Genomic DNA, 19,953 nt, shown 5'->3' on the forward strand with positions numbered 1-19,953 from the left:
GATATAGTTAATCCAATTTAAAAGCAGATTGACTATATTAGAATAAGATACGTACGCGGATAGTCTCTTCTACATCTTTTAATTGATCGAGTGCAGCAGTCGAATCGTTGTAGTCAACGTCCATGACTAGATAACCGACATCGCCTTCTGTCATCAGGCTCTGTGCTAGGATGTTGATACCTGCTTCAGCAAACAGACGGTTGATCTGAGACAGTACGCCTGGCACGTTTCTATGAATGTGTAGCAGACGATGCGAGTTTTCTTTGAACGGAATAGAAACTTCTGGGAAGTTCACCGCCGTCGCCGTATCACCTTGGTCAGAGTATCTAACAAACTTATCAGCGACTTCAAGGCCGATATTAGCTTGCGCTTCTTGTGTTGACCCACCGATATGCGGCGTCAAAATCACATTATCAAACTTACGTAGTGGTGATTCAAACTCTTCGTCAGCTGATTTTGGCTCTTTTGGGAACACATCGATAGCCGCGCCCAAAATTTTACCAGACTCAAGCGCATCCGCCAGATCATCAATCTCAACACACGTACCGCGAGCCGCATTGATAAAGTAGCTGCCTTCTTTCATCTGAGCGAACTGCTCAGCTTTCATCATATAGCGCGTGCTTGGCACATCAGGCACATGCAATGTCACGATATCAGCCATTGATAGTAACTCTTCTAGGCTACCAACTTGTACCGCATTACCTAGTGGCAATTTGGTCACAGCATCATGATAGATGACTTTCATACCAAAGCTTTCTGCGAGCACAGACAACTGCGAGCCGATAGAACCATAACCGACGATACCGATAGTCTTGCCGCGCACTTCATGTGAGTTAGTCGCAGACTTACCCCAGCCGCCGCGATGTACGGTTGCGTTCTTTTCAGGGATACCGCGATACAGCATAATCGCTTCAGCCAATACCAGCTCAGCTACCGAACGGGTGTTCGAGAATGGCGCGTTAAAGACAGGAATACCTAAGTCACGAGCGGCATCTAGATCGACTTGGTTGGTACCAATACAAAAGCACCCAATGCCGATAAGTTTGTTTGCATGCTCAAGTACATCGCGCGTCAATTGAGTACGCGAACGAATACCGATAAAGTGAGCATCTTTGATCTTTTCGATCAGCTCTTCTTTGTCTAACGCGTGACTGATATTCTCGATGTTGTGATAACCAGCACCCTCCAATACTTTTAGGGCATTGTCATGTAGACCTTCAAGCAATAAAAACCGGATTTTGTCTTTTTGTAGTGATAACGCCATATGAGAACTGTCCTATATTTGTTTTATAAGATTATCTGTCGGATAATCTGTGATGGATGAAACGAAAACAGTCCAGATATCTTACACAAAATTTGACGCCGATGTTAGCAGATTAGATGAATTATTGATTATCAAGCCTGAAAAATTTTTATGCTATAGTGAATCATTCGGTTTGAAATCAAACAAACCACTTTTTATTATTTGTCTCATTTTTTATTTAGAAACTATCACCCACTTATTGCCATCACGAGCCGACTCCTCACTGAATTTATAGTCATTTCGCTATATAATAAACAGTCCCAACATCGTGCTTACGCTAATATTGAGATTTGACCATGACGCTAACTACCGAACAGTCCACCTCCCAAGCCCATACCAACGCTGTGCAAACGATCCTAAGCACGCTGACTGACACTCATCAATTTGACCTCAGCCAAATAAAGACCGACGCTGAGAGCTTAGAGCACTGGGGCAAAGACTGGACCAAACACTTCGCCCCCGCCGCCGCCGCCATCGTCTTCCCAAAGACCACCGAACAAGTCCAAGCCATCATCCTACTGGCTAATGAGCATAACGTCGTCCTTACCCCTAGTGGTGGTCGTACCGGACTCTCAGCAGGCGCGGTTGCTGCCAATGGCGAGATCGTCGTCAGCATGGATAAAATGAACCAGATTGGACAGTTCTATCCAGCGGACCGCATGGTCGAGATTGAAGCAGGCGTTGTCACCGAACAGCTACAACAGTTCGCCGAATCAAAAGATCTCTACTATCCTGTCGACTTTGCCTCAGCAGGCTCTAGTCAAATGGGTGGTAACATCGGTACCAATGCGGGCGGCATCAAAGTCATCCGCTATGGCATGACCCGTCAATGGATCATGGGACTAACGGTCGTTACGGGTAAAGGGGATATCTTGCACCTCAACCGCGGTATGGTCAAAAACGCCACGGGTTACGACTTGCGTCAACTGTTTATCGGTGCTGAGGGAACCCTTGGTCTTGTCACTCACGCGCAAATCAAACTTGAGCGTCAGCCACAAGACCTCAATGTCATGGTTCTGGGTATGGACAGCTTTAGTGACGTCATGAATGTGCTCTCTGCCTTTCAAGCCCAGATTGATTTGACTGCCTTTGAATTCTTTGATGATGTAGCGGTTGATAAGCTCATGGCACATGGTCAAGTACAAGAGCCGTTTGAATCACGTACCAAGTTTTATACCTTATTAGAGTTTGAAGCCCCCTATGAGCCAATCATGGAAAAAGCCATGGCCATCTTTGAGCAGTGCATGGAAGAGGGCTGGGTGGTTGATGGGGTGATGAGCCAAAGTCTTAGTCAGGCGGCTGAGCTGTGGAAGCTGCGCGAGTACATCTCAGAGACGATCTCAGCCTTTACCCCTTATAAGAACGACGTGTCGGTACTCATCAGCTATGTACCGGAGTTTATCGCTGAGATTGATGCGATTGTCAGTAGCAATTATCCTGACTTTGAGGTGTGCTGGTTTGGTCATATCGGTGATGGTAATTTGCATTTGAATATCTTAAAGCCTGAGAACATGAGTAAGGATGATTTCTTTGCCGAGTGTCAAATTGTCAATAAATACGTGTTTGAGACGGTACAAAAATATGGCGGGTCGGTCTCTGCTGAGCATGGGGTGGGTATGACGAAGAAGCCGTATCTGCAATACAGCCGCAGCGAGACGGAGATTGATTATTTGCGAGAGGTCAAGAAAGTTTTTGACCCTAATAATATTATGAATCGTGGTAAGATTTTTGATATGTGATTGGTAGGCCAACGATTTATCTCAAAAAAAAAGACGCTAACCCATAGGCTAGCGTCTTTTTTTATTCATCAGATCATCGTTTGTAAAGGTACATGGTTTACCAGTATAGCAACATCAACCCCACTACCAGCAAGATACTAAGAAACCCTTGGACAATCAAAAAGGCTTGATGCGGTGCCGCCATATGGCGGAACATATTGCCTAGCGCATTGTAAGTAATGCCCGCTGCCTTGATATGTGGCTGGGTATCGAAATTTTTGATAATTTGCAAAAATTGCTCAGTACGATCAGGTGACCAACCGTGCGGCGCAAATGGTAGAAATGGTGAAAGCTGCGCAGCTTGCTCTTTGGTGGCAGGCGACCATAGCCAGCGCTCCAAAAACAGCAGACGCATGCGCCAGTCTGAGAAGCTGCGATGATTAATCTCTTGTAGTAAAAGCACTTCGATATTTTTGTGACGACTATCAGCAAAGATACGTTCTTGTAGCGCAAAGACATGTCTTTTTTCGCCTTCGATGCACTGCAAAAACTGACCATTGCCATAACATAATGTACCAGTAATACCATGCTGCTCATTATAATCGCGAGCATGGGCCTCTATATCCTCAAATATAGAGGTATTTAGGCGTGAACTGAGCGTTAGCGTACTGACATAGACCAATTGAACCAGTACTGATTCTTGTATTGCATCCCATTGCTTGATTCTATTACTACGAGTTAAGGGCATAATAAAATAATCCTAAAAGCCGATAACGCCGGCCAAATGAAACAAGCAAGACGATACTATGCCTGAAGTAGATAAAGCTGCAGACTCACAAAAACGTAGCAAATAATTACTACGTGAGACTATTATTACTTATATAGCTTGCTATCATAGCAAGCAAAATGAATGATACTGATAGATATTACTTAGATTTTATATTTAGATAATAAATAGCAAAACAGTCGCCGTTGTAAAGGCATTGGACAACCCTGTATTTCGTTATTAACAATCCAATAAAAAACCAAGTGATACGGCAGGCAATGATTACTAAGGTTTATTCCTCTATATCAGTCATAATAAACCTCAAATACACTGAGTAACATGGCATAAAATATTGCTATAACCCATTGTAAATAGGGTAATAATTATTGTAAAGGCTATATCTGACTACTGGAATATTCTTATTGGTTTTTTTTCATAAAAATTGACAAAATCGAGTGCTTAGGATCATTGCATTACGCATACTCAAATTTAGTAGAGATTTAATATAGGAATATCATGAGTAAAATCGAAAAAACAGATGACTTTCATCTCACGATCGCTGAGATCAAGAAAAAAGACTACCCCCAGTTAAAAGCCTTGATGGATCGTGTCTACGTCAACCTAGGCGGCGCGTGGTCAAAAAACACCATTCATACGCTCATAGACGCCTTTCCTGAAGGGCAGATTGCGCTGTTTGACCATGATCAATTAATTGGTATTGTACTGTCCATGCGTGTTGATTATGCCAAATTTTCTAACCCGCATACCTATGATGATTTGATCGGGCAAAAAGAAATCATTAGAGACAATCCTGAAGGCGATGCCATCTATGGTCTAGACGCATTGATCGACCCTGAATATCGTGGCTATCGTCTCGGTCGTCGCCTTTATGATGCTCGAAAAGAGCTGTGCCGTCAGCTCAACTTCCGCGCGATTTTGGCGGGTGGCCGCATTCCTAACTACCATAACCACCAAGACTTAAGCCCAGGCGAATATATTGACGCTGTTGAGAGCCGCGAAATTCACGACCCTGCATTGTCTTTTCAGTTGTCAAACGGGTTTATCGTCAAGCGTATCTTGACCGCTTACCTACCAGATGACAAACAATCTAAAGGCTTTGCCACCTTGCTTGAGTGGTCAAATATCTATTATGAGCCAAAAGACTATAAGCCCAACACGCGCAAATCTGAGGTGCGTATCGGTGGTATTCAGTGGCAGATGCGTGAGGTCGAGTCACCTGAAGAGCTACTACAACAAGTTGAGTTCTTTGTCGATGTGATGGCCGATTATAACTCTGACTTTGCTTGTCTACCTGAGTTCTTTAACGCGCCGCTGATGGGCTTGTGCGAGTCTACTGACCAAAACATCGCCATTCGCTTTTTGGCCGATTACACCGAATGGTTTAAAAATGAAATCTCGCATTTGGCCGTCAGTTACAACGTCAATGTCATTACAGGCTCTATGCCTTTATTAGACGAAGACGATACCTTGTACAATGTCAGCTATCTGTGTCGCCGTGATGGTACGGTTGAAGAGCAACGCAAAATTCATATCACCCCGCATGAGCGTAGCGCGTGGGTCATTGAAGGTGGCGATAAAGTACAGGTCTTTGACACCGATGCGGGGCGTATTGGTATTTTGGTCTGCTATGACGTTGAGTTCCCTGAACTTGCACGCCTGTTAGCACTTGATGATATGGATATTTTGTTCGTGCCTTTCTGGACAGATACCAAAAACGGCTATTTGCGTGTACGCCATTGTGCTCAAGCACGTGCCATTGAAAACGAATGCTATGTCATGATCTGCGGCTCGGTAGGTAACTTGCCACAAGTCGAAAGCTTGGATATTCAGTACGCACAGTCGTCTATCTTCTCACCGTCAGATTTTGCATTCCCACATGATGCCATCATGGCAGAGACCACGCCCAATACCGAGATGATTTTCTTCTCTGATGTCAACTTAGATAAGCTTACCCACGTGCGTCACGAAGGCTCAGTGCACAACCTGATCGACCGCCGTGATGACTTATTTAGTTTAAAATGGAAACGTAAATCTAAAGTTTCTGCAAGCAAATTAAGTGACGAAGAACGCCGCGAAAACTCAGGCAGTGTGCTTACTGGTGATCCATTGCAGAATCGTGCGCAAAAGCCATAATAACGTATCTGCTATAACTCCCCACTGACTTTTTAATCCAATAAACGGCTGCATCATCAGCCGTTTATTTTTATCTATCAACACATAAAAGTATAAAAGCAGCCCCTATGACGACTGATATTGGCATCGACAAAACCCTCGAAAAACCGAAAAAAACACCCAAACAGCGCATCCTGTCTGTGCTTAAGACAGCACTGCTCTATGGGGTGATATTTTTGGTGATTTATAGTGTGGTCAACTGGTGGCGACAGCCTGTCATGCCAGCCGATTCGCAATTGCAATTAATGGACTATCAAGGGCAACCGGTGGATTTGGCCGAGCTGAGTCGCCAGCAGCCAACACTGATATATTTTTGGGGGACATGGTGCTCGGTCTGTAGCGTCACATCGCCAACGATAAATAGGCTAGCAGCGACAAACGATCATGCTGTCATCACTATCGCTGTGCAGTCAGGCTCAAATCAAGAGCTACGCAGCTACCTCGATCAGCATCAGTTTGACTTCACCGCGATAAATGACCAAGAAGGTGATATCTTTGCGGATTGGCAAGGACAAGTCACACCATCCTATGTGGTATTAGAGAATGGCAAGATGACACAAGGGCTAACAGGTATTCAGCCACTATGGTCGTTAAAACTGCGCTTATGGTTAGCATCGGTTTTTTAGCGGCTGAACCTGACTTTATTTTTTAATAAATTATCTTGCGAAGAGGTCATCGTTATACTTTCATCAACGACATGCAACGTAGATAAACAGTTGATATTGATCAAAATGAGGATGCAATTGCTCAGCTCTTTTTACCCTACTCTTTTTGTCATATAATAGCTGCCGATCTAAATATTTTTTTGAATTATTTTTACTAGCATATTTTATGTTGCAATCGTCTCGTTACCATTTATTATTGACGTAACTATTTGTGGACTAATGAGCAACAATGGGTATTTATTGACATGACGGTTGATAAACCGACTATGATGAGCAATATACCTACTATTATTAGTAATTAAGTATTATCGACACAGCATTAACCTCAGCACTATATTGAAATACGTTGAACATCGAGCCTTGTAGCCGGTTTTAACCGACACACAAACCTACCTTTTAAAAAGATACCTTCTATGACTGATAAAAGCACTGACACACCAAGCCAAGATTACAAAGACACGCTGAACCTTGCGGATACGCCATTTGCGATGCGCGCAAACCTTGCCAAGCGCGAGCCAGATTGGTTAGCTGCTTGGGAAGCAGATGACGTGTACGGTAAAATTCGTCAGGCGCGTGCTGGTGCGACTAAGTATATTTTGCACGATGGCCCTCCATACGCCAACGGTCAGATTCACTTGGGTCACGCGGTCAATAAAGTACTAAAAGACATTATTGTCAAATCAAAAACCTTATCAGGATTTGATGCGCCTTATGTCCCTGGTTGGGATTGTCATGGTCTGCCAATCGAACAAAAAGTCGAAGCCAAAGTCGGCAAAGTCGGTCAAAAAGTGTCTGCTACCGAATTCCGTGGTCTATGCCGCGAATACGCCAACACTCAGATTGAACTACAAAAGGCAGATTTCAAGCGTCTAGGCGTATTCGGTGATTGGGACAATCCTTATCTGACTATGAACTTTGCGCAGGAAGCCAACATCGTACGCGCGCTTGCCAAAATCTATGACAATGGTCATGTGACTCGTGGTATGAAGCCAGTTAACTGGTGCTTGGACTGTAGCTCAGCTCTCGCAGAAGCTGAAGTAGAGTATCAAGACAAAGTCTCTGACGCGATCTATGTCAGCTTTGATGTGCTTGGTACGGACAAAGTGACTGCATTAGCTGAAGTCACGAGTAATATCGCTGCGGTTATCTGGACGACTACGCCGTGGACACTGCCTGCTAACCAAGCCATCTCAGTCCATCCTGAGCATAACTATAGCGTGGTTGCGACCAAAAAAGGCAACCTGCTACTAGCAGCTGATCTTGTTGAAACTGCGCTAAGTGAACTCAAACTTGAGAATAAAGGCGTCCTCGCGACTGTATCAGGCAGTGAGCTTGAAGGATTGAGCGCTCAGCATCCATTGATTGAAGACCGCCAAGTGCCGATTATCCTAGGCGATCATGTGACCACCGATAGTGGTACTGGTTTGGTACATACTGCACCCGGTCATGGTCTCGACGATTATATCGTTGGTCTAAAATACAATTTACCAGTGGAAAACCCAGTAGGTGGTACGGGCGTTTATTTAGATAGCGCGGCAGTATTTGCAGGCGAGCACATATATAAAGCCAATCCAAAAATCATCGCTGCCCTACATGACAATGGCCATCTAATCAGCCATACCAAAATTGAACACAGCTATCCACATTGCTGGCGTCACAAGTCACCGATTATTTTCCGTGCAACCCCGCAGTGGTTTATCAATATGGAAACCCAAGGTCTACGTGCTCGCGCCCTTGCTGATATTCCATCGGTCAACTGGACACCTGCATGGGGGCAGAACCGAATCGAAGCGATGATGAATGGTCGCCCTGACTGGTGTATCTCACGTCAGCGTACGTGGGGCGTGCCGATTACGTTCTTTACGCACAAAGAAACAGGCGAGCTACATCCAAATACGCTTGAGCTGATGGAAACTGCGGCGCAAAAAATCGCTGAGGGCGGTGTTGAAGCGTGGTTTGACGCCAGCTGCGAGGACTTCTTAGGTAGCGAAGCGGCTGATTATGACAAAGCAACGGACACATTGGACGTGTGGTTTGACTCAGGCACGACGCATTTCGCCGTACTTGAGCAACGCGATGAGCTGACCAATCCTGCTGACATGTATTTAGAAGGTTCTGATCAACATCGCGGCTGGTTCCAAACGTCATTACTGACGTCAGAGGCCATGTATGAGCGCCCACCGTTTAAGCAAGTACTGACCCATGGTTTTGTGGTCGATGAAAACGGTCGTAAGATGAGTAAGTCATTGGGTAATATCATCACGCCGCAAGAAGAGATCAACAAAACGGGCGCGGACATGTTGCGTCTGTGGATTGCGTCTAGCGATTATCGTTATGAGATGAGCGCAGGTAAGACGGTGTTTAAAGGCGCGATCGATATGTATCGCCGTATTCGTAACACCTTGCGCTTCTTACTGGCCAATACTGATGACTTAAATCCTGCAACCGACAGTGTACCGATGGACGAGCTGGTCAGTCTTGATAAATTCATCATTGAGCGCGCGCAAACCGTACAAGCGCAAATCATCAGTGCCTATGATGCGATGGACTTTCACCAAGTCACCCAGCACGTGACCGCGTTTTGCTCGCAAGACTTGGGCAGTTTTTATTTAGACATCATCAAAGACCGTCAGTACACCACCCAAAAAGACGGTCAGCCGCGCCGCTCTGCCCAGACGGCAATCTACCATATTGCTCATGCGCTGATTCGCTGGATCACACCGATCTTATCATTCACGGCGCAAGAGGCATGGGAAGTACTGAACCAACGTGAGGCTGATAAAGGCGGCTACGTGTTTACCCAAGAGTGGTACGAGTTCCCAGCGTTTGAGCTAAGTGCTATCAGCAATGATGACTGGCAGCGTATTATGTTCGCCAAAGACATGGTAAACAAGCATATCGAAACCGCACGTGGTGAAAAAATCATCAATGCCAACTTATCTGCCGATGTGAGCCTATACGCTGACGGTGCCATGTATGAAAGTCTAGCCAAGCTTGATGAAGAGCTTCGTTTTGTACTCATCACTAGCAACGCAGAACTAAAGCCAATGAGCGAAGCACCTACTGAGTCCAAGCAGACAGACGATACGACCGCAGAGAGTACAGATGAAGTTATCGACTTAGTGGTACAAGTTAGCGCTGCCACTGGTACTAAATGCGTACGCTGCTGGCACATCCGTGATGATATCGGCACAGATAGCGCACACCCTGAACTATGCGCGCGCTGCGTGACCAACGTCAGTGGTGACGGCGAGGTACGTCATTATGCCTAACCCAACGGATTCATCTGAAAGCCCGCATGACTCGCAGGTTGAGGTTGATCATTCGCCCAAGCCTGCTCATGCGACCACAGGTAGCTCAACCACGCCTAGAGGCCGCCTGAGCAAGTCAACAAAGAAGACACCAAAACTGGTGGCCAATGGTACTCGTGCTTTTATGTGGTATGCACTGGCGCTGATTATCATTGTCATAGATCAGTGGACCAAGTGGCTGGCAGAAACCAAGCTGACCTTTCATGATCCAGTGCCCGTGATTGAGCCATTTCTCAACTGGACACTTGCTTATAATTACGGCGCAGCATTTAGCTTTTTGGCAGATGCTGGCGGTTGGCAGAAGTGGTTTTTTTCAGGACTGGCATTACTCATGTCACTGTTTCTGATCATCTATTTACTCAAAGCACCTCGCAAAGCCACGCTACTCTCGCTTGGACTTGCCATGGTACTAGGCGGTGCGCTTGGTAATTTGATCGACCGCTTACTACATGGTCATGTGATTGACTTTATCCATGTGCACTATGCTGATGTTTGGCATTATCCGATTTTTAATATTGCAGATATTGGGATTTCTCTCGGGGTTGTACTGATTGTCATCGATATGCTGTTTTTGGAACGGAAGCGTGAAATGCTACGGTCATAACCGTCTATAGCTAAAGATATTAATTTAATTGATAAATTAAAAAGGTGGGTTACTCAGTCGTAACCCACCTTTTTTTGTCTGTTTTTGACGATTGAATATATATGTTAATTTGACCTATCTGCACAATCTCTATTCATGCACCCAAATACCAACCTCACCGACAAAGTAAGTGTGCGTGTCTTCGACCTCGATGTTATACACCGTCATAGTAAGAGGACCTTCGCCTTCTGCCCAATCTATAGTATCAGGATCTTTCCATTCACCTTGACGAAAACCAAAGAACTCAGCATGTTCACTTTTATCTTTAGGTGTTTGTTCTAATAGGCGTTGCTCCCATTCTGAGTCAGCTTGCCACAATTTATTTATCCATGTTGGTGCTGGATCCGTATAAAGTTCATACCTTCCTGTTAATAAATTAACGTATGATCCTTTGAGTTCGCCTGTTTCATCACCAAAGCTTACCTGATAAGCATATCCTTTTTTATTTGCATGATACATAGGTATTATGCCTTCATATCTATAGTCATACCCACCTCCACTATCAGTTGTAAAATAAGTATTATCCTTAGTCACTAAGATATCTTGAGCGTTCAATTTATCTGCTCTCACCCAACCTCTGTTTTGTGTCCAAAAGGGATGATCTGCTGTCATTAATAGAGGTTCAGGCAATATCTGTTGTTTCTTTAACTTACGTCTTAGATTAACTCTATCTGCCAAATTCAATTGTGGATTTACATAAGTATTAAAATACATCATGAAAATTGATGCATCATTAGTTGTCGTCCGAGTTATCCTCTTGTAAACCAGATCACCCAAACCATCAGCTGCCTTAGACAACACTTTATCTCCAATTTCTAGTTGCTCTATTGGTACTAGTCCTGTTTCTGTATGTACTAAAGTGCCAGCAGTGAAACCTGAAAAATCTTTATCCATATTAGACCTCTTGCAAAAGTAGTTGTAAAACACAACGTATATTATTGAACGCTACTTACATAATAGATATGCCAAACATAGATAAGCTACTCAAACAAAGTGACGCTGGTTTTAAACGCTATACTGGTATTCATAAAGCCACCTTTTATGACATGCTTGATGCCATGCAAGAGCATGAAGCATCTAAGACCAAATCAGGCAGACCAAGTGTGCTCAGTCTTAAGGAGCAGATACTACTAGCCCTGACTTATTGGCGTGAATACCGCACGCTTTATCATATCAGTATGGACTTTGGTATTCATGAGTCTTCTGCTAGCCGTATCATTCGTAAAGTAGAAGACACACTGATTGACTCTGGCAAGTTTGAATTGCCTAAAAAGCTGCCTAGTCGTGTCGATGAGGACATCAATTGGTCAGTCGTCATCGTCGATGCCACCGAAACCCCAATTGAGCGTCCAAAAAAAACCAAAGCGACTACTACAGCGGCAAGAAAAAACAACACACCTTAAAAGCGCAGGTTATCGTCCATTGGCAAACCGGCTTGATACTTGATGTGCAAACCTGTAAAGGGTCAATCCACGATTTTAAGCTGTATAAAGATACTTGTCCTGATTGGTTACCTGAGAATACTAACTATCTAGCAGACAGTGGTTATCAAGGGTTAGCAAAGCTACATAACCAAACTTTCACACCATTTAAGAAACCTCGTGGTGGTCAGTTATTGGAGATATGCAAACAGGCCAATCACTATCTGGCAAAGTTCCGTATTGTGGTTGAGCACAAAATAGGCTTAATCAAGTTGTTTAAAATCGTGGCTCATAAATATCGCAACCGTCGTCAGCGCTATGATCTTAGAATGAAGCTGTTTGCTGGTATCATTAATTCCGAGCTTAACCTATGACTTTTGCAAGAGGTCTATTATTCATTCGCTAAAATTATGTCTTGTCAGGATTATTGCCATTCACCCACAACCCCTGCTCACCGACAAAGTAAGTATGAGTATCTGCTACCTCAATGTTATATACCGTCATAGTAAGAGGACCTTCGCCCTCTACCCAATCTATAGTATCAGGATCTTTCCATTCACCTTGACGAAAACCAAAGAACTCTGCACCTTCTCGATCAGCTTCTGGCGTTTGTTCTAATAGACGTTGTTTCCACTCCTCATCATGCTCATATAACTTGTCTGTCACTGCTTGATAAGTGACACTATTCTGAAGCTCCTCGCCTGTTGTTAAATCAATTAGACTGCCATATTGAGCAGGAATGTCTTCATCGAATTTTGGTACGAAACCAATATTCGATCTATCCGTTCTATAAATTTGTCTTAATGATGTAGTGTCATAGGAATTATTGCCAGACTCAGCCGAATATTTAATCAAGTCTTTGTTAATTAAAATATCTTGAGATTTTACCTCTTTAGCATTTATCCATTGCTTGTCATATACCCATAATGGATGATTCTCTGTTATCAATAATCGAGTTGAAGGTTGATCATCGACTAACCTCTGAAGTTCAATTTGTTCTTTCATGGGTAATGAAGAATCAATTGCAATCGATAATTCTAATAGCTTCACCAATACACTTTCAGTAACCATAGTATTCGTTACTGCTTTATATATCAGTTCACCTAAACCATTAGCTGCTTTTGAAAGTACTTTATCGCCAATTTTTAGTTGTTCTATTGGTACTAGTCCTGTTTCTGTATGTACTAAGGTGCCGGCAGTGAAACCTGAAAAATCTTTATTCATATTATTCATTCGCCAAAATTATGTCTTGTCAGGATTATCACCATTCACCCACAACCCCTGCTCACCGACAAAGTAAGTATCAGTATCTGCTACCTCAATGTTATATACCGTAGTGGTAACTGGCCCTTCCCCCTCTGCCCAGTCGATACCTGCATCATCTTGCCAAAAGCCTGTACGGAAGTTATAAAACTCGGCATTGTCTCTTAACTCTACTGGGGTTTGCTCTAATAGTCGTTGTTTCCACCCCGAATCTTCCACGAAAAGCTTTTCAAATACTGGGGCATAACTTCCAAAATATAAAGTACGCCCTGTTTCTAAGTCAACAAATCGTCCGTTGTTTGATTGATCATAAAAATTAGGAATAAAACCAACCGCATTTTTATCAGTTTTGAATACAACTTCAATTCCCCCTTCTTCACTACCTCCTTCAAAGAATGCAGATTCGTTATTTTTTAAAACAGTAATGTTACCTCTACTCAACTCTGCAGCAGTTTTCCATCCTATATCTCTCTCCCAAAACGGATGGTTTGCGGTACATAACAAATCCACATAAAGGTTATGATCAGTTAGTTGTTCGAATGGTAAGTCGTCTACAGACTCAGGTGTAAAGGTAGCAAAAAACACAGGCATATCTTTTGTGACTATAGTATGAAGTACTGGCTTATAGACTAGCTCACCTTCCGCGTTGTGTTGATCTCTAGATAAAACCATATCCCCGACTTTAATATCTTTGATCGGTACTAATCCTCTATTGGTATGCACCAATGTGCCACCAACGAAGCCTGACGTATTCATAATCACATTATCCATATGTATGTCTTAGTTCTCATTTATAGCAACTCTGATAATACATCAGTCACAGTCTCTAACCCACCACCTGCCAATAAAAACAACAAACCTGCCATGTTCACAACAACGGTCAAATAATAAGTCACTCGAAACTCAGGCTTTTGTGATTTGTGCCGCAGATACGTCTGAGCCAATAACGCCCCTACCCAACCGCCAAGCGCGCTCAGCACGTGTAATGTAAACTCAGGTGTACGCCAGTCGCTACTTTGGGCAGCAGCTTTGTCTTTGGCATACATTATATAAGTGACTAACCCTAGTGCAGCATACCAGCCGACCACCAGCCAGCTTAATTTATCGGTTGCTGCTAATAAAATTAAGACACCATAAAAAGCCAGTCCAAGAAACGAGCGTTTCTTTTGTCCTGCTTCAAACTCTGCCTGATGGCTACTTTTTTGGTTGCGCTGACGGATTTGCTGATTTTTTTGTGCCATTTTTTGTTGTACAAAGTACAGCTCTTGTACTTCTGTTGCCCGCAAGCGCCCTTGATTGTCTCGTCCCATGGTGAATACCACTTGTTCGCCAACCTCAGGACGACGGCGTGCTTTAAATTCACTCACATGAAAAAAGACAGAGTCACCGTTTTGAGTTTCAATAAAGCCAAACCCTTTATCGTCCTGCCATTTTTTGACAGTGCCTTGTTGTTTATTCACCACCGACACCTCATATCTTTTAGAATTGCCAGTTATAGTACACCATATGCGTTACATTATTGACGCTTACATCTAATCGCAGATGGCTTATCATTTCTTACACTATAATACGGCATTCAGATTCTTTATTCTTTTATTCCAGCAACCGATGGTTTTTTATTATGACTCAATCTCAATTTATTAATCCAAATGAAGACACGCGCATCACCTTTGGTAGCCTTGTTAGCCTACACTTTGAAGTATCACTAGAAAACGGCACGGTCATTGACTCAACGTTTAGTCGTGATGCGCCCGTATCTTTGACTATCGGCGATGAAAGCTTGTTGCCAGGGTTTGAGCAGGTACTTATGAATCTACGCGCAGGCGACACGCGCACAGCTCACCTTGAGCCAGAGCAAGCATTTGGTGAGTGGAATCCTGAAAACATCCAACATTTTAGCCGTACTCAATTTGCGCTCGTCGCTGACAATCCAGAAGTCGGTATGATGGTTGAATTCGAAGACAAAGGCAAAAACACCTTGCCCGGTACGATCAGTGCCATTGATGATGACCAAGTCGAAGTCGACTTCAATCATCCGCTGGCTGGGCAAGACGTATTATTTAAAGTAAAAATCTTTAAGGTCACACCACCTGGCGTCACTGGTATACAACTTATGTAGTTGTCCAAACGCACAATCCACAATAAAAAAACGAGAAAGGACAATCGAATGCAATATACAACGTTACCGCAATTCGATGAAAAAGTATCTAAGATCTGTCTAGGTACGATGACTTGGGGACAGCAAAACACCGAGGCTGAGGCACACGCCCAGATGGATATGGCACTCTCTGAGGGCGTCAACTTTTGGGATACAGCAGAGATGTATCCATCACCACCAGATAAAGACAGACAAGGTGATACCGAACGATTCATGGGTACTTGGTTTGATAAAACCAAACAGCGTGACAAAGTCATCCTTGCCAGCAAAATATCACCGATGGATTTTTTGCGTGATGGTCAAACACGCTTCAATGCTGAGCATATCAGTAGCGCGATCGATAGCAACCTTGAGCGCTTGCAAAGCGATTATATCGATATTTATCAGCTGCATTGGCCTGAGCGTAACACAAACTTTTTTGGTCAGCGCGGCTATACAGAGGACATGGCAGCACAGGCAGTAGATGACTTAACACCCTTTCTAGAGACCATTCAGGCCTTAAATGATGAGATCAAAAAAGGTCGCATTCGTGCTTATGGTTTATCAAACGATACGGCGTGGGGACTCATGCGCTATCTATGGGAAGCGGACAAAAATGGCTTGATCGCGCCTATCACGGTGCAAAACCCATATAGCCTATTAAACCGTTTATACGAAGTTGGTATGGCTGAGATTGCCCATCGCGAAAACGTGGGGCTACTTGCTTACTCGCCACTTGGTTTTGGCGTATTGTCTGGTAAATATCTCGATGGCAAGCGTCCAGATGGCGCACGCTTGACGATGTATGATCGCTTTGCCCGTTATACCAATGAGCAAGCGGTATCAGCGACCGAGCAATATGCAAAGATCGCCGCTGATGCTGGACTGGACATGGCGCAAATGTCATTGGCTTTTGTCAATTCACGTCACTTTGTCACCAGCAATATCATTGGCGCGACGACAACCGAACAGCTCAAGTCAAACATTGATAGTGTCAATGTGGAGCTAACAGCAGATGTATTGGAAGCGATTGAAGCGGTACACACACAACATCCCAATCCATCCCCTTAATTCGATCTAGATCAGCGGTCTATAAATTGCTACACCTGCATTTATTATAGACACAAAAAAGGCGCAAATCGCAGTCATATAACTCGCGATTTGCGCCTTTTTATTAACTAAACTGGCTTAGCTATAAATAATCAATCTTCAACGGGTACACGAAGTACTCGTGAATGCAGTTCTGCCAACCCTTCTTGCATACGTGCTTGCAACAAATTAGTCAGCTCACTTTTGGTACAGCCTTTTGGATCTAGCGGCGCCAGTGGCAATACATACGCAGTGACATCTTTGCTATCGAGCACTTTTTTCATGCTGTCCTTCATTGTCATCTTGCCATAGTATGGCAGCGCGTCGCTAAGCGTGCCATCTTTATCGACATAAGCGATAACAATGGGTCTGATAGGCACGTCAGCATCTATCGCTGACTGGAGCAATGTCCCATGAATACGCTTGATTTTTTTGCCACTAGTGGTGGTCGCCTCAGGGAAGAAAATCACCGAAAAACCTTTGGCTAAGAAATCAGCTATTTGTGAGGATACGGAGCCTGCATCACCGGAGCCGCGCTCGATGAAAAGTGTGCCTGCCGCATGCGCGAGCTTGCCAAACACAGGCCACTCACCAATCTCAGCTTTGGATAAAAAAAACGCTGGACTCACGGTACCAACGACAGGAATATCCATCCATGACACATGGTTTGACACCCACAAGCCGTGATGTTGCTCTACAGGCTCCACCTCAACGACCTTGACCCCAAATGAGCCTGCCATCTTGCGACAAAACGTTTGAATATAGCGTGGTAGTTTTTCGCGCGGTGGCTGCTTGAATGCCCCAATGCGTTGAGCGGCACGCATACCACCAGCGATGGTGGTGGTCATGCCAGCAATTTGCTTACCGCGCCCCAACTGTCGTCTGAGTGAAAAGCTTGATTTAGCTCGGCTCATCTTCGCCCTCATGATTAAATAACGGGTGTTTAATAGTCAAAAAAACGAGCCCAGTATAACAAAGTTCATACGCTCAGTGATAGGGTATCCATTCAGTGGCTGCTCACTTTTATACAAACGGGCAATAAAGCAGATTTATAAAAAATTAATCCCAGTCATCGCTGTAACATAAAACCATCGTTAATTGTGCTCATACCCTTTAACATCAAGTGATAAGACCACATATAGACAATCATATGAACGCTATATCAAAGTATACTGAACTGATAATAGCGATATATTTACTTTATTAAATAGGTGATACTCTTTGGATTATTTTGAAAGACATGAAGGTGGCGAGCGCGCCATTTTAGTACATTTAGATATTCGCCAAATTCAAGATCCTGATGATCTCAATGAGTTTGAATTGTTGGCGGATTCAGCAGGTGCCGATCGTTTGGCACTGGTCACAGGCTCACGTGCACGCCCTGACGCCAAGTATTTCGTTGGTAGCGGTAAAGCGGAGGAAATTGCAGAACTGGTGCGCGAGCATGATGCGGATATTGTACTGTTTAACCACAGCTTGTCGCCTTCACAAGAGCGTAACATCGAAGCGCTGGTGAAATGCCGTGTACTGGATCGTACTGGTTTGATTTTAGACATTTTCGCTCAGCGGGCTCGTACTTACGAAGGTAAGCTACAAGTAGAGCTGGCTCAGCTAAACCATTTATCGACACGTTTGGTCCGTGGTTGGACGCATTTGGAACGTCAAAAAGGGGGTATTGGCTTACGTGGCCCCGGCGAAACCCAGCTTGAGACCGATCGTCGCTTGCTACAAGTGCGCGTCATGCAGCTCAAAAGTAGAATTGAGAAGGTCAGACAGACTCGTGCTCAGGGCCGGGCACGCCGCCAAAAATCAGACGTACCGACTATCTCACTGGTTGGTTATACCAATGCGGGCAAATCCACTTTATTTAATCGCTTAGTCGATGAAAATATATATGCGGCTGATAAACTGTTTGCAACTCTAGATCCAACGCTACGCCGCTTAGACTGGCAAGGCGTTGGTCGTGTGGTATTGGTTGATACCGTCGGTTTCGTTCGTCATCTGCCGCATGAATTGGTTGAATCCTTTCATGCAACGCTAGAAGAGACGCTAGAGGCGGACTTATTATTACACGTCATCGATTCTTCTAGTGAAGATATGCATGAGCAAATTCAGGCGGTCAAAGAGGTACTGGCTGAAATTGATAACGATGTGCCGGTACTCAATGTTTATAATAAGATTGATTTGACTGACGAGCCTGCACGTATTGGTTATGCTAGCGAAGGTCAACCTAATCGTGTCTATGTGTCTTCTAGAGAGAACTTAGGCATAGAAGAGTTGTCATTAGCCGTGCAGCAGCTACTAACTGGCACATTGACCACTTTTGATTTGACGCTACCCTATCATGCAGGACAGTTAAAAAATACCTTGTACGAGCTTGGTGTTATTGAAAAAGAAAGCTATGATGATAGCGGCCATGAGTGCTTGACGATTCGCTTGCCAAGCGATAGACTAAGACAACTACTCGGACAAGCCAATCTCAAGCCCACCGATGTATTACCGCTTGCACAAGCAACATTGCTGATGCCAGTACTTGAGGAATTTGAGCAGCCCGACGAACATGAAGTTGAAGAGCCGACGATGATAGCAGAAGAAGAAAGAGCATTTGACGAATTTAATGCGCTCAATTCACAAACCGCTGATTCTGAAAAATAGTCGCTGCTGAAAAACGATTGTTGACGTCAATAGATAAGTAAACCTTTGATTCATACTGTTAGACAGCAATCTTTTATACAGTAGGTTAAAATAGCATAGACGGTATCAATCGATATCGTCTATTTTTTTGAATGTGTCTACAAGCTTTATTAGTAAGCTTATTCTCTATATAATCAACGGTTATACATTCAACAAATATTGATAGGTAATACTCGCCACTCAAAAGTTGAAATGTCACTACTGTCTATTATCAGCGTTAATAATATTATTTTTCACGTTATATCATTAATACCATCGCCCGCTCGTTTTTATAAACTCATCACCTATATCTGACTTGGCCACACTGCTTATGAAGCCTGCTCACTCCTCCCATCTCCCGCTATGGATTTCGTTAATTTTAACGTTGACCATGGTTATCGTTGTCCGAGAGACGGCTGTGGTTCTTTGTCAGTTGGCAGGTATCGCAAAAGCCGCCAATATTGTCGGCTTGGTGGCGATGTTTGTTATCTTGATGATATGGCGATTGCTCAAAGGGTTGCCTAACTGGCTCACTCAAGCCAGTAACACCCTCCTCGTCGATAGTGGTTTTGCATTTCTGCCCGTCTCAGCGGGTGCAGGCTTACTGCTATTCGCGCTAGGAGATGAGCTGTTGGGTGTGATGGTCACAATGATAGTAAGCACGCTCATACCGATGTGGGGACTCGCGCTACTGGCCAATCGCTGGTTGAGTCAAGATGCCAATGCCGACAGCGGCACGACTAATCAGCAAAAGGAACAGCCGTAAGCTGC

At 44.0% G+C, this 19,953-nt stretch carries 17 protein-coding genes and 1 pseudogene; 11 read left to right on the forward strand and 7 right to left on the reverse strand.

Annotated elements, in window-relative coordinates; translation table 11 throughout:
* Positions 1-37: 37 nt before the first annotated feature.
* Positions 38-1,264: a phosphoglycerate dehydrogenase gene (gene serA / locus GYK50_RS10520; RefSeq protein ID WP_071002270.1), complete on the reverse strand. Its 1,227-nt coding sequence runs from the start codon at positions 1,262-1,264 to the stop codon at positions 38-40.
* A gap of 335 nt (positions 1,265-1,599) precedes the next feature.
* On the opposite strand from serA, the gene GYK50_RS10525 reads away from it, so the two are divergent.
* On the forward strand, positions 1,600-3,042 hold the full coding sequence (locus tag GYK50_RS10525; RefSeq protein WP_212563885.1) for an FAD-binding oxidoreductase: 1,443 nt from the start codon (positions 1,600-1,602) through the stop codon (positions 3,040-3,042).
* 97 nt (positions 3,043-3,139) lie between these two features.
* Here the strand turns inward: GYK50_RS10525 and GYK50_RS10530 are convergent, their stop codons facing one another.
* Positions 3,140-3,769 (reverse strand): BLUF domain-containing protein, encoded by a 630-nt coding sequence (locus tag GYK50_RS10530; RefSeq protein WP_212563886.1) that lies wholly within the window; start codon positions 3,767-3,769, stop codon positions 3,140-3,142.
* Between the two features lie 534 nt (positions 3,770-4,303).
* On the opposite strand from GYK50_RS10530, the gene GYK50_RS10535 reads away from it, so the two are divergent.
* The 4 genes from GYK50_RS10535 to lspA all read left to right on the forward strand — a co-directional run bounded on the left by GYK50_RS10535 (position 4,304) and on the right by lspA (position 10,560).
* On the forward strand, positions 4,304-5,941 hold the full coding sequence (locus tag GYK50_RS10535; protein WP_212563887.1) for a carbon-nitrogen hydrolase family protein: 1,638 nt from the start codon (positions 4,304-4,306) through the stop codon (positions 5,939-5,941).
* Between the two features lie 107 nt (positions 5,942-6,048).
* Entirely contained in the window at positions 6,049-6,606 is a 558-nt protein-coding gene (locus GYK50_RS10540) for a protein disulfide oxidoreductase (protein ID WP_186475093.1), read from the forward strand.
* 452 nt (positions 6,607-7,058) lie between these two features.
* Entirely contained in the window at positions 7,059-9,917 is a 2,859-nt protein-coding gene (gene ileS / locus GYK50_RS10545; RefSeq protein ID WP_212563888.1) for an isoleucine--tRNA ligase, read from the forward strand.
* Positions 9,910-10,560 carry a signal peptidase II gene (gene lspA, locus GYK50_RS10550; protein WP_212563889.1) on the forward strand — a complete coding sequence of 217 codons (651 nt, stop codon included), beginning with the start codon at positions 9,910-9,912 and terminating at the stop codon, positions 10,558-10,560. The genes ileS and lspA overlap by 8 nt, the downstream gene beginning before the upstream one ends.
* A gap of 129 nt (positions 10,561-10,689) precedes the next feature.
* On the opposite strand, the gene GYK50_RS10555 is transcribed toward lspA, so the two are convergent.
* Positions 10,690-11,493, reverse strand: a complete 804-nt coding sequence (locus GYK50_RS10555) for a hypothetical protein (RefSeq protein ID WP_093067837.1) — start codon at positions 11,491-11,493, stop codon at positions 10,690-10,692.
* Positions 11,494-11,561: 68 nt separating this feature from the next.
* Between GYK50_RS10555 and GYK50_RS10560 the strand changes: the two genes are divergently transcribed.
* Both GYK50_RS10560 and GYK50_RS10565 read left to right on the forward strand, forming a co-directional pair.
* Entirely contained in the window at positions 11,562-12,002 is a 441-nt protein-coding gene (locus GYK50_RS10560) for a transposase family protein (RefSeq protein WP_105243994.1), read from the forward strand.
* 8 nt (positions 12,003-12,010) lie between these two features.
* Positions 12,011-12,394 (forward strand): annotated as a pseudogene (locus GYK50_RS10565) (transposase family protein); the annotation flags it as partial.
* Between the two features lie 34 nt (positions 12,395-12,428).
* On the opposite strand, the gene GYK50_RS10570 reads toward GYK50_RS10565, so the two are convergent.
* Genes GYK50_RS10570 through GYK50_RS10580 form a run of 3 tightly spaced genes read right to left on the reverse strand, consistent with a single transcriptional unit; the run spans position 12,429 to position 14,743 of the window.
* Positions 12,429-13,244, reverse strand: coding sequence for a Hint domain-containing protein (locus GYK50_RS10570; RefSeq protein WP_093067831.1), 816 nt, complete (start codon positions 13,242-13,244; stop codon positions 12,429-12,431).
* A gap of 18 nt (positions 13,245-13,262) precedes the next feature.
* On the reverse strand, positions 13,263-14,054 hold the full coding sequence (locus GYK50_RS10575; protein WP_093067827.1) for a Hint domain-containing protein: 792 nt from the start codon (positions 14,052-14,054) through the stop codon (positions 13,263-13,265).
* A gap of 20 nt (positions 14,055-14,074) precedes the next feature.
* Positions 14,075-14,743, reverse strand: coding sequence for a DUF1294 domain-containing protein (locus GYK50_RS10580; protein ID WP_286708163.1), 669 nt, complete (start codon positions 14,741-14,743; stop codon positions 14,075-14,077).
* A 161-nt stretch (positions 14,744-14,904) separates the two neighbouring features.
* On the opposite strand from GYK50_RS10580, the gene GYK50_RS10585 reads away from it, so the two are divergent.
* Both GYK50_RS10585 and GYK50_RS10590 read left to right on the forward strand, forming a co-directional pair.
* The gene (locus GYK50_RS10585) at positions 14,905-15,402 is read left to right on the forward strand and encodes an FKBP-type peptidyl-prolyl cis-trans isomerase (protein ID WP_186475099.1); all 498 of its coding nucleotides are present in this window, start codon (positions 14,905-14,907) and stop codon (positions 15,400-15,402) included.
* 48 nt (positions 15,403-15,450) lie between these two features.
* The gene (locus GYK50_RS10590) at positions 15,451-16,491 is read left to right on the forward strand and encodes an aldo/keto reductase (protein ID WP_093067818.1); all 1,041 of its coding nucleotides are present in this window, start codon (positions 15,451-15,453) and stop codon (positions 16,489-16,491) included.
* A gap of 131 nt (positions 16,492-16,622) precedes the next feature.
* Here GYK50_RS10590 and GYK50_RS10595 read toward each other — a convergent pair whose 3' ends face one another.
* Complete coding sequence (locus GYK50_RS10595) at positions 16,623-17,423, reverse strand: lysophospholipid acyltransferase family protein (RefSeq protein ID WP_093067814.1); 801 nt, start codon at positions 17,421-17,423, stop codon at positions 16,623-16,625.
* Positions 17,424-17,730: 307 nt separating this feature from the next.
* Here GYK50_RS10595 and hflX point away from each other — a divergent pair, with 307 nt between their 5' ends.
* Together hflX and GYK50_RS10605 are read left to right on the forward strand one after the other, a co-directional pair.
* Positions 17,731-19,164 (forward strand): ribosome rescue GTPase HflX, encoded by a 1,434-nt coding sequence (hflX, locus tag GYK50_RS10600; RefSeq protein ID WP_212563891.1) that lies wholly within the window; start codon positions 17,731-17,733, stop codon positions 19,162-19,164.
* Between the two features lie 349 nt (positions 19,165-19,513).
* Positions 19,514-19,948, forward strand: coding sequence for a CidA/LrgA family protein (locus tag GYK50_RS10605; RefSeq protein WP_212563892.1), 435 nt, complete (start codon positions 19,514-19,516; stop codon positions 19,946-19,948).
* The last annotated feature ends 5 nt before the right edge of the window (positions 19,949-19,953 follow it).

The sequence above is a fragment of the Psychrobacter pacificensis genome, assembly GCF_018336615.1.
GTDB classification, from domain to species: Bacteria; Pseudomonadota; Gammaproteobacteria; order Pseudomonadales; family Moraxellaceae; genus Psychrobacter; species Psychrobacter pacificensis.

Bases quoted from the DNA above. Each gene is read 5' to 3' on its own strand.
- serA (WP_071002270.1), bottom strand. From the start codon at position 1,264: ATGGCGTTATCACTACAAAAAGACAAAATCCGGTTTTTATTGCTTGAA.
- GYK50_RS10525 (WP_212563885.1), top strand. From the start codon at position 1,600: ATGACGCTAACTACCGAACAGTCCACCTCCCAAGCCCATACCAACGCT.
- GYK50_RS10530 (WP_212563886.1), bottom strand. From the start codon at position 3,769: ATGCCCTTAACTCGTAGTAATAGAATCAAGCAATGGGATGCAATACAA.
- GYK50_RS10535 (WP_212563887.1), top strand. From the start codon at position 4,304: ATGAGTAAAATCGAAAAAACAGATGACTTTCATCTCACGATCGCTGAG.
- GYK50_RS10540 (WP_186475093.1), top strand. From the start codon at position 6,049: ATGACGACTGATATTGGCATCGACAAAACCCTCGAAAAACCGAAAAAA.
- ileS (WP_212563888.1), top strand. From the start codon at position 7,059: ATGACTGATAAAAGCACTGACACACCAAGCCAAGATTACAAAGACACG.
- lspA (WP_212563889.1), top strand. From the start codon at position 9,910: ATGCCTAACCCAACGGATTCATCTGAAAGCCCGCATGACTCGCAGGTT.
- GYK50_RS10555 (WP_093067837.1), bottom strand. From the start codon at position 11,493: ATGGATAAAGATTTTTCAGGTTTCACTGCTGGCACTTTAGTACATACA.
- GYK50_RS10560 (WP_105243994.1), top strand. From the start codon at position 11,562: ATGCCAAACATAGATAAGCTACTCAAACAAAGTGACGCTGGTTTTAAA.
- GYK50_RS10570 (WP_093067831.1), bottom strand. From the start codon at position 13,244: ATGAATAAAGATTTTTCAGGTTTCACTGCCGGCACCTTAGTACATACA.
- GYK50_RS10575 (WP_093067827.1), bottom strand. From the start codon at position 14,054: ATGGATAATGTGATTATGAATACGTCAGGCTTCGTTGGTGGCACATTG.
- GYK50_RS10585 (WP_186475099.1), top strand. From the start codon at position 14,905: ATGACTCAATCTCAATTTATTAATCCAAATGAAGACACGCGCATCACC.
- GYK50_RS10590 (WP_093067818.1), top strand. From the start codon at position 15,451: ATGCAATATACAACGTTACCGCAATTCGATGAAAAAGTATCTAAGATC.
- GYK50_RS10595 (WP_093067814.1), bottom strand. From the start codon at position 17,423: ATGAGCCGAGCTAAATCAAGCTTTTCACTCAGACGACAGTTGGGGCGC.
- GYK50_RS10605 (WP_212563892.1), top strand. From the start codon at position 19,514: ATGAAGCCTGCTCACTCCTCCCATCTCCCGCTATGGATTTCGTTAATT.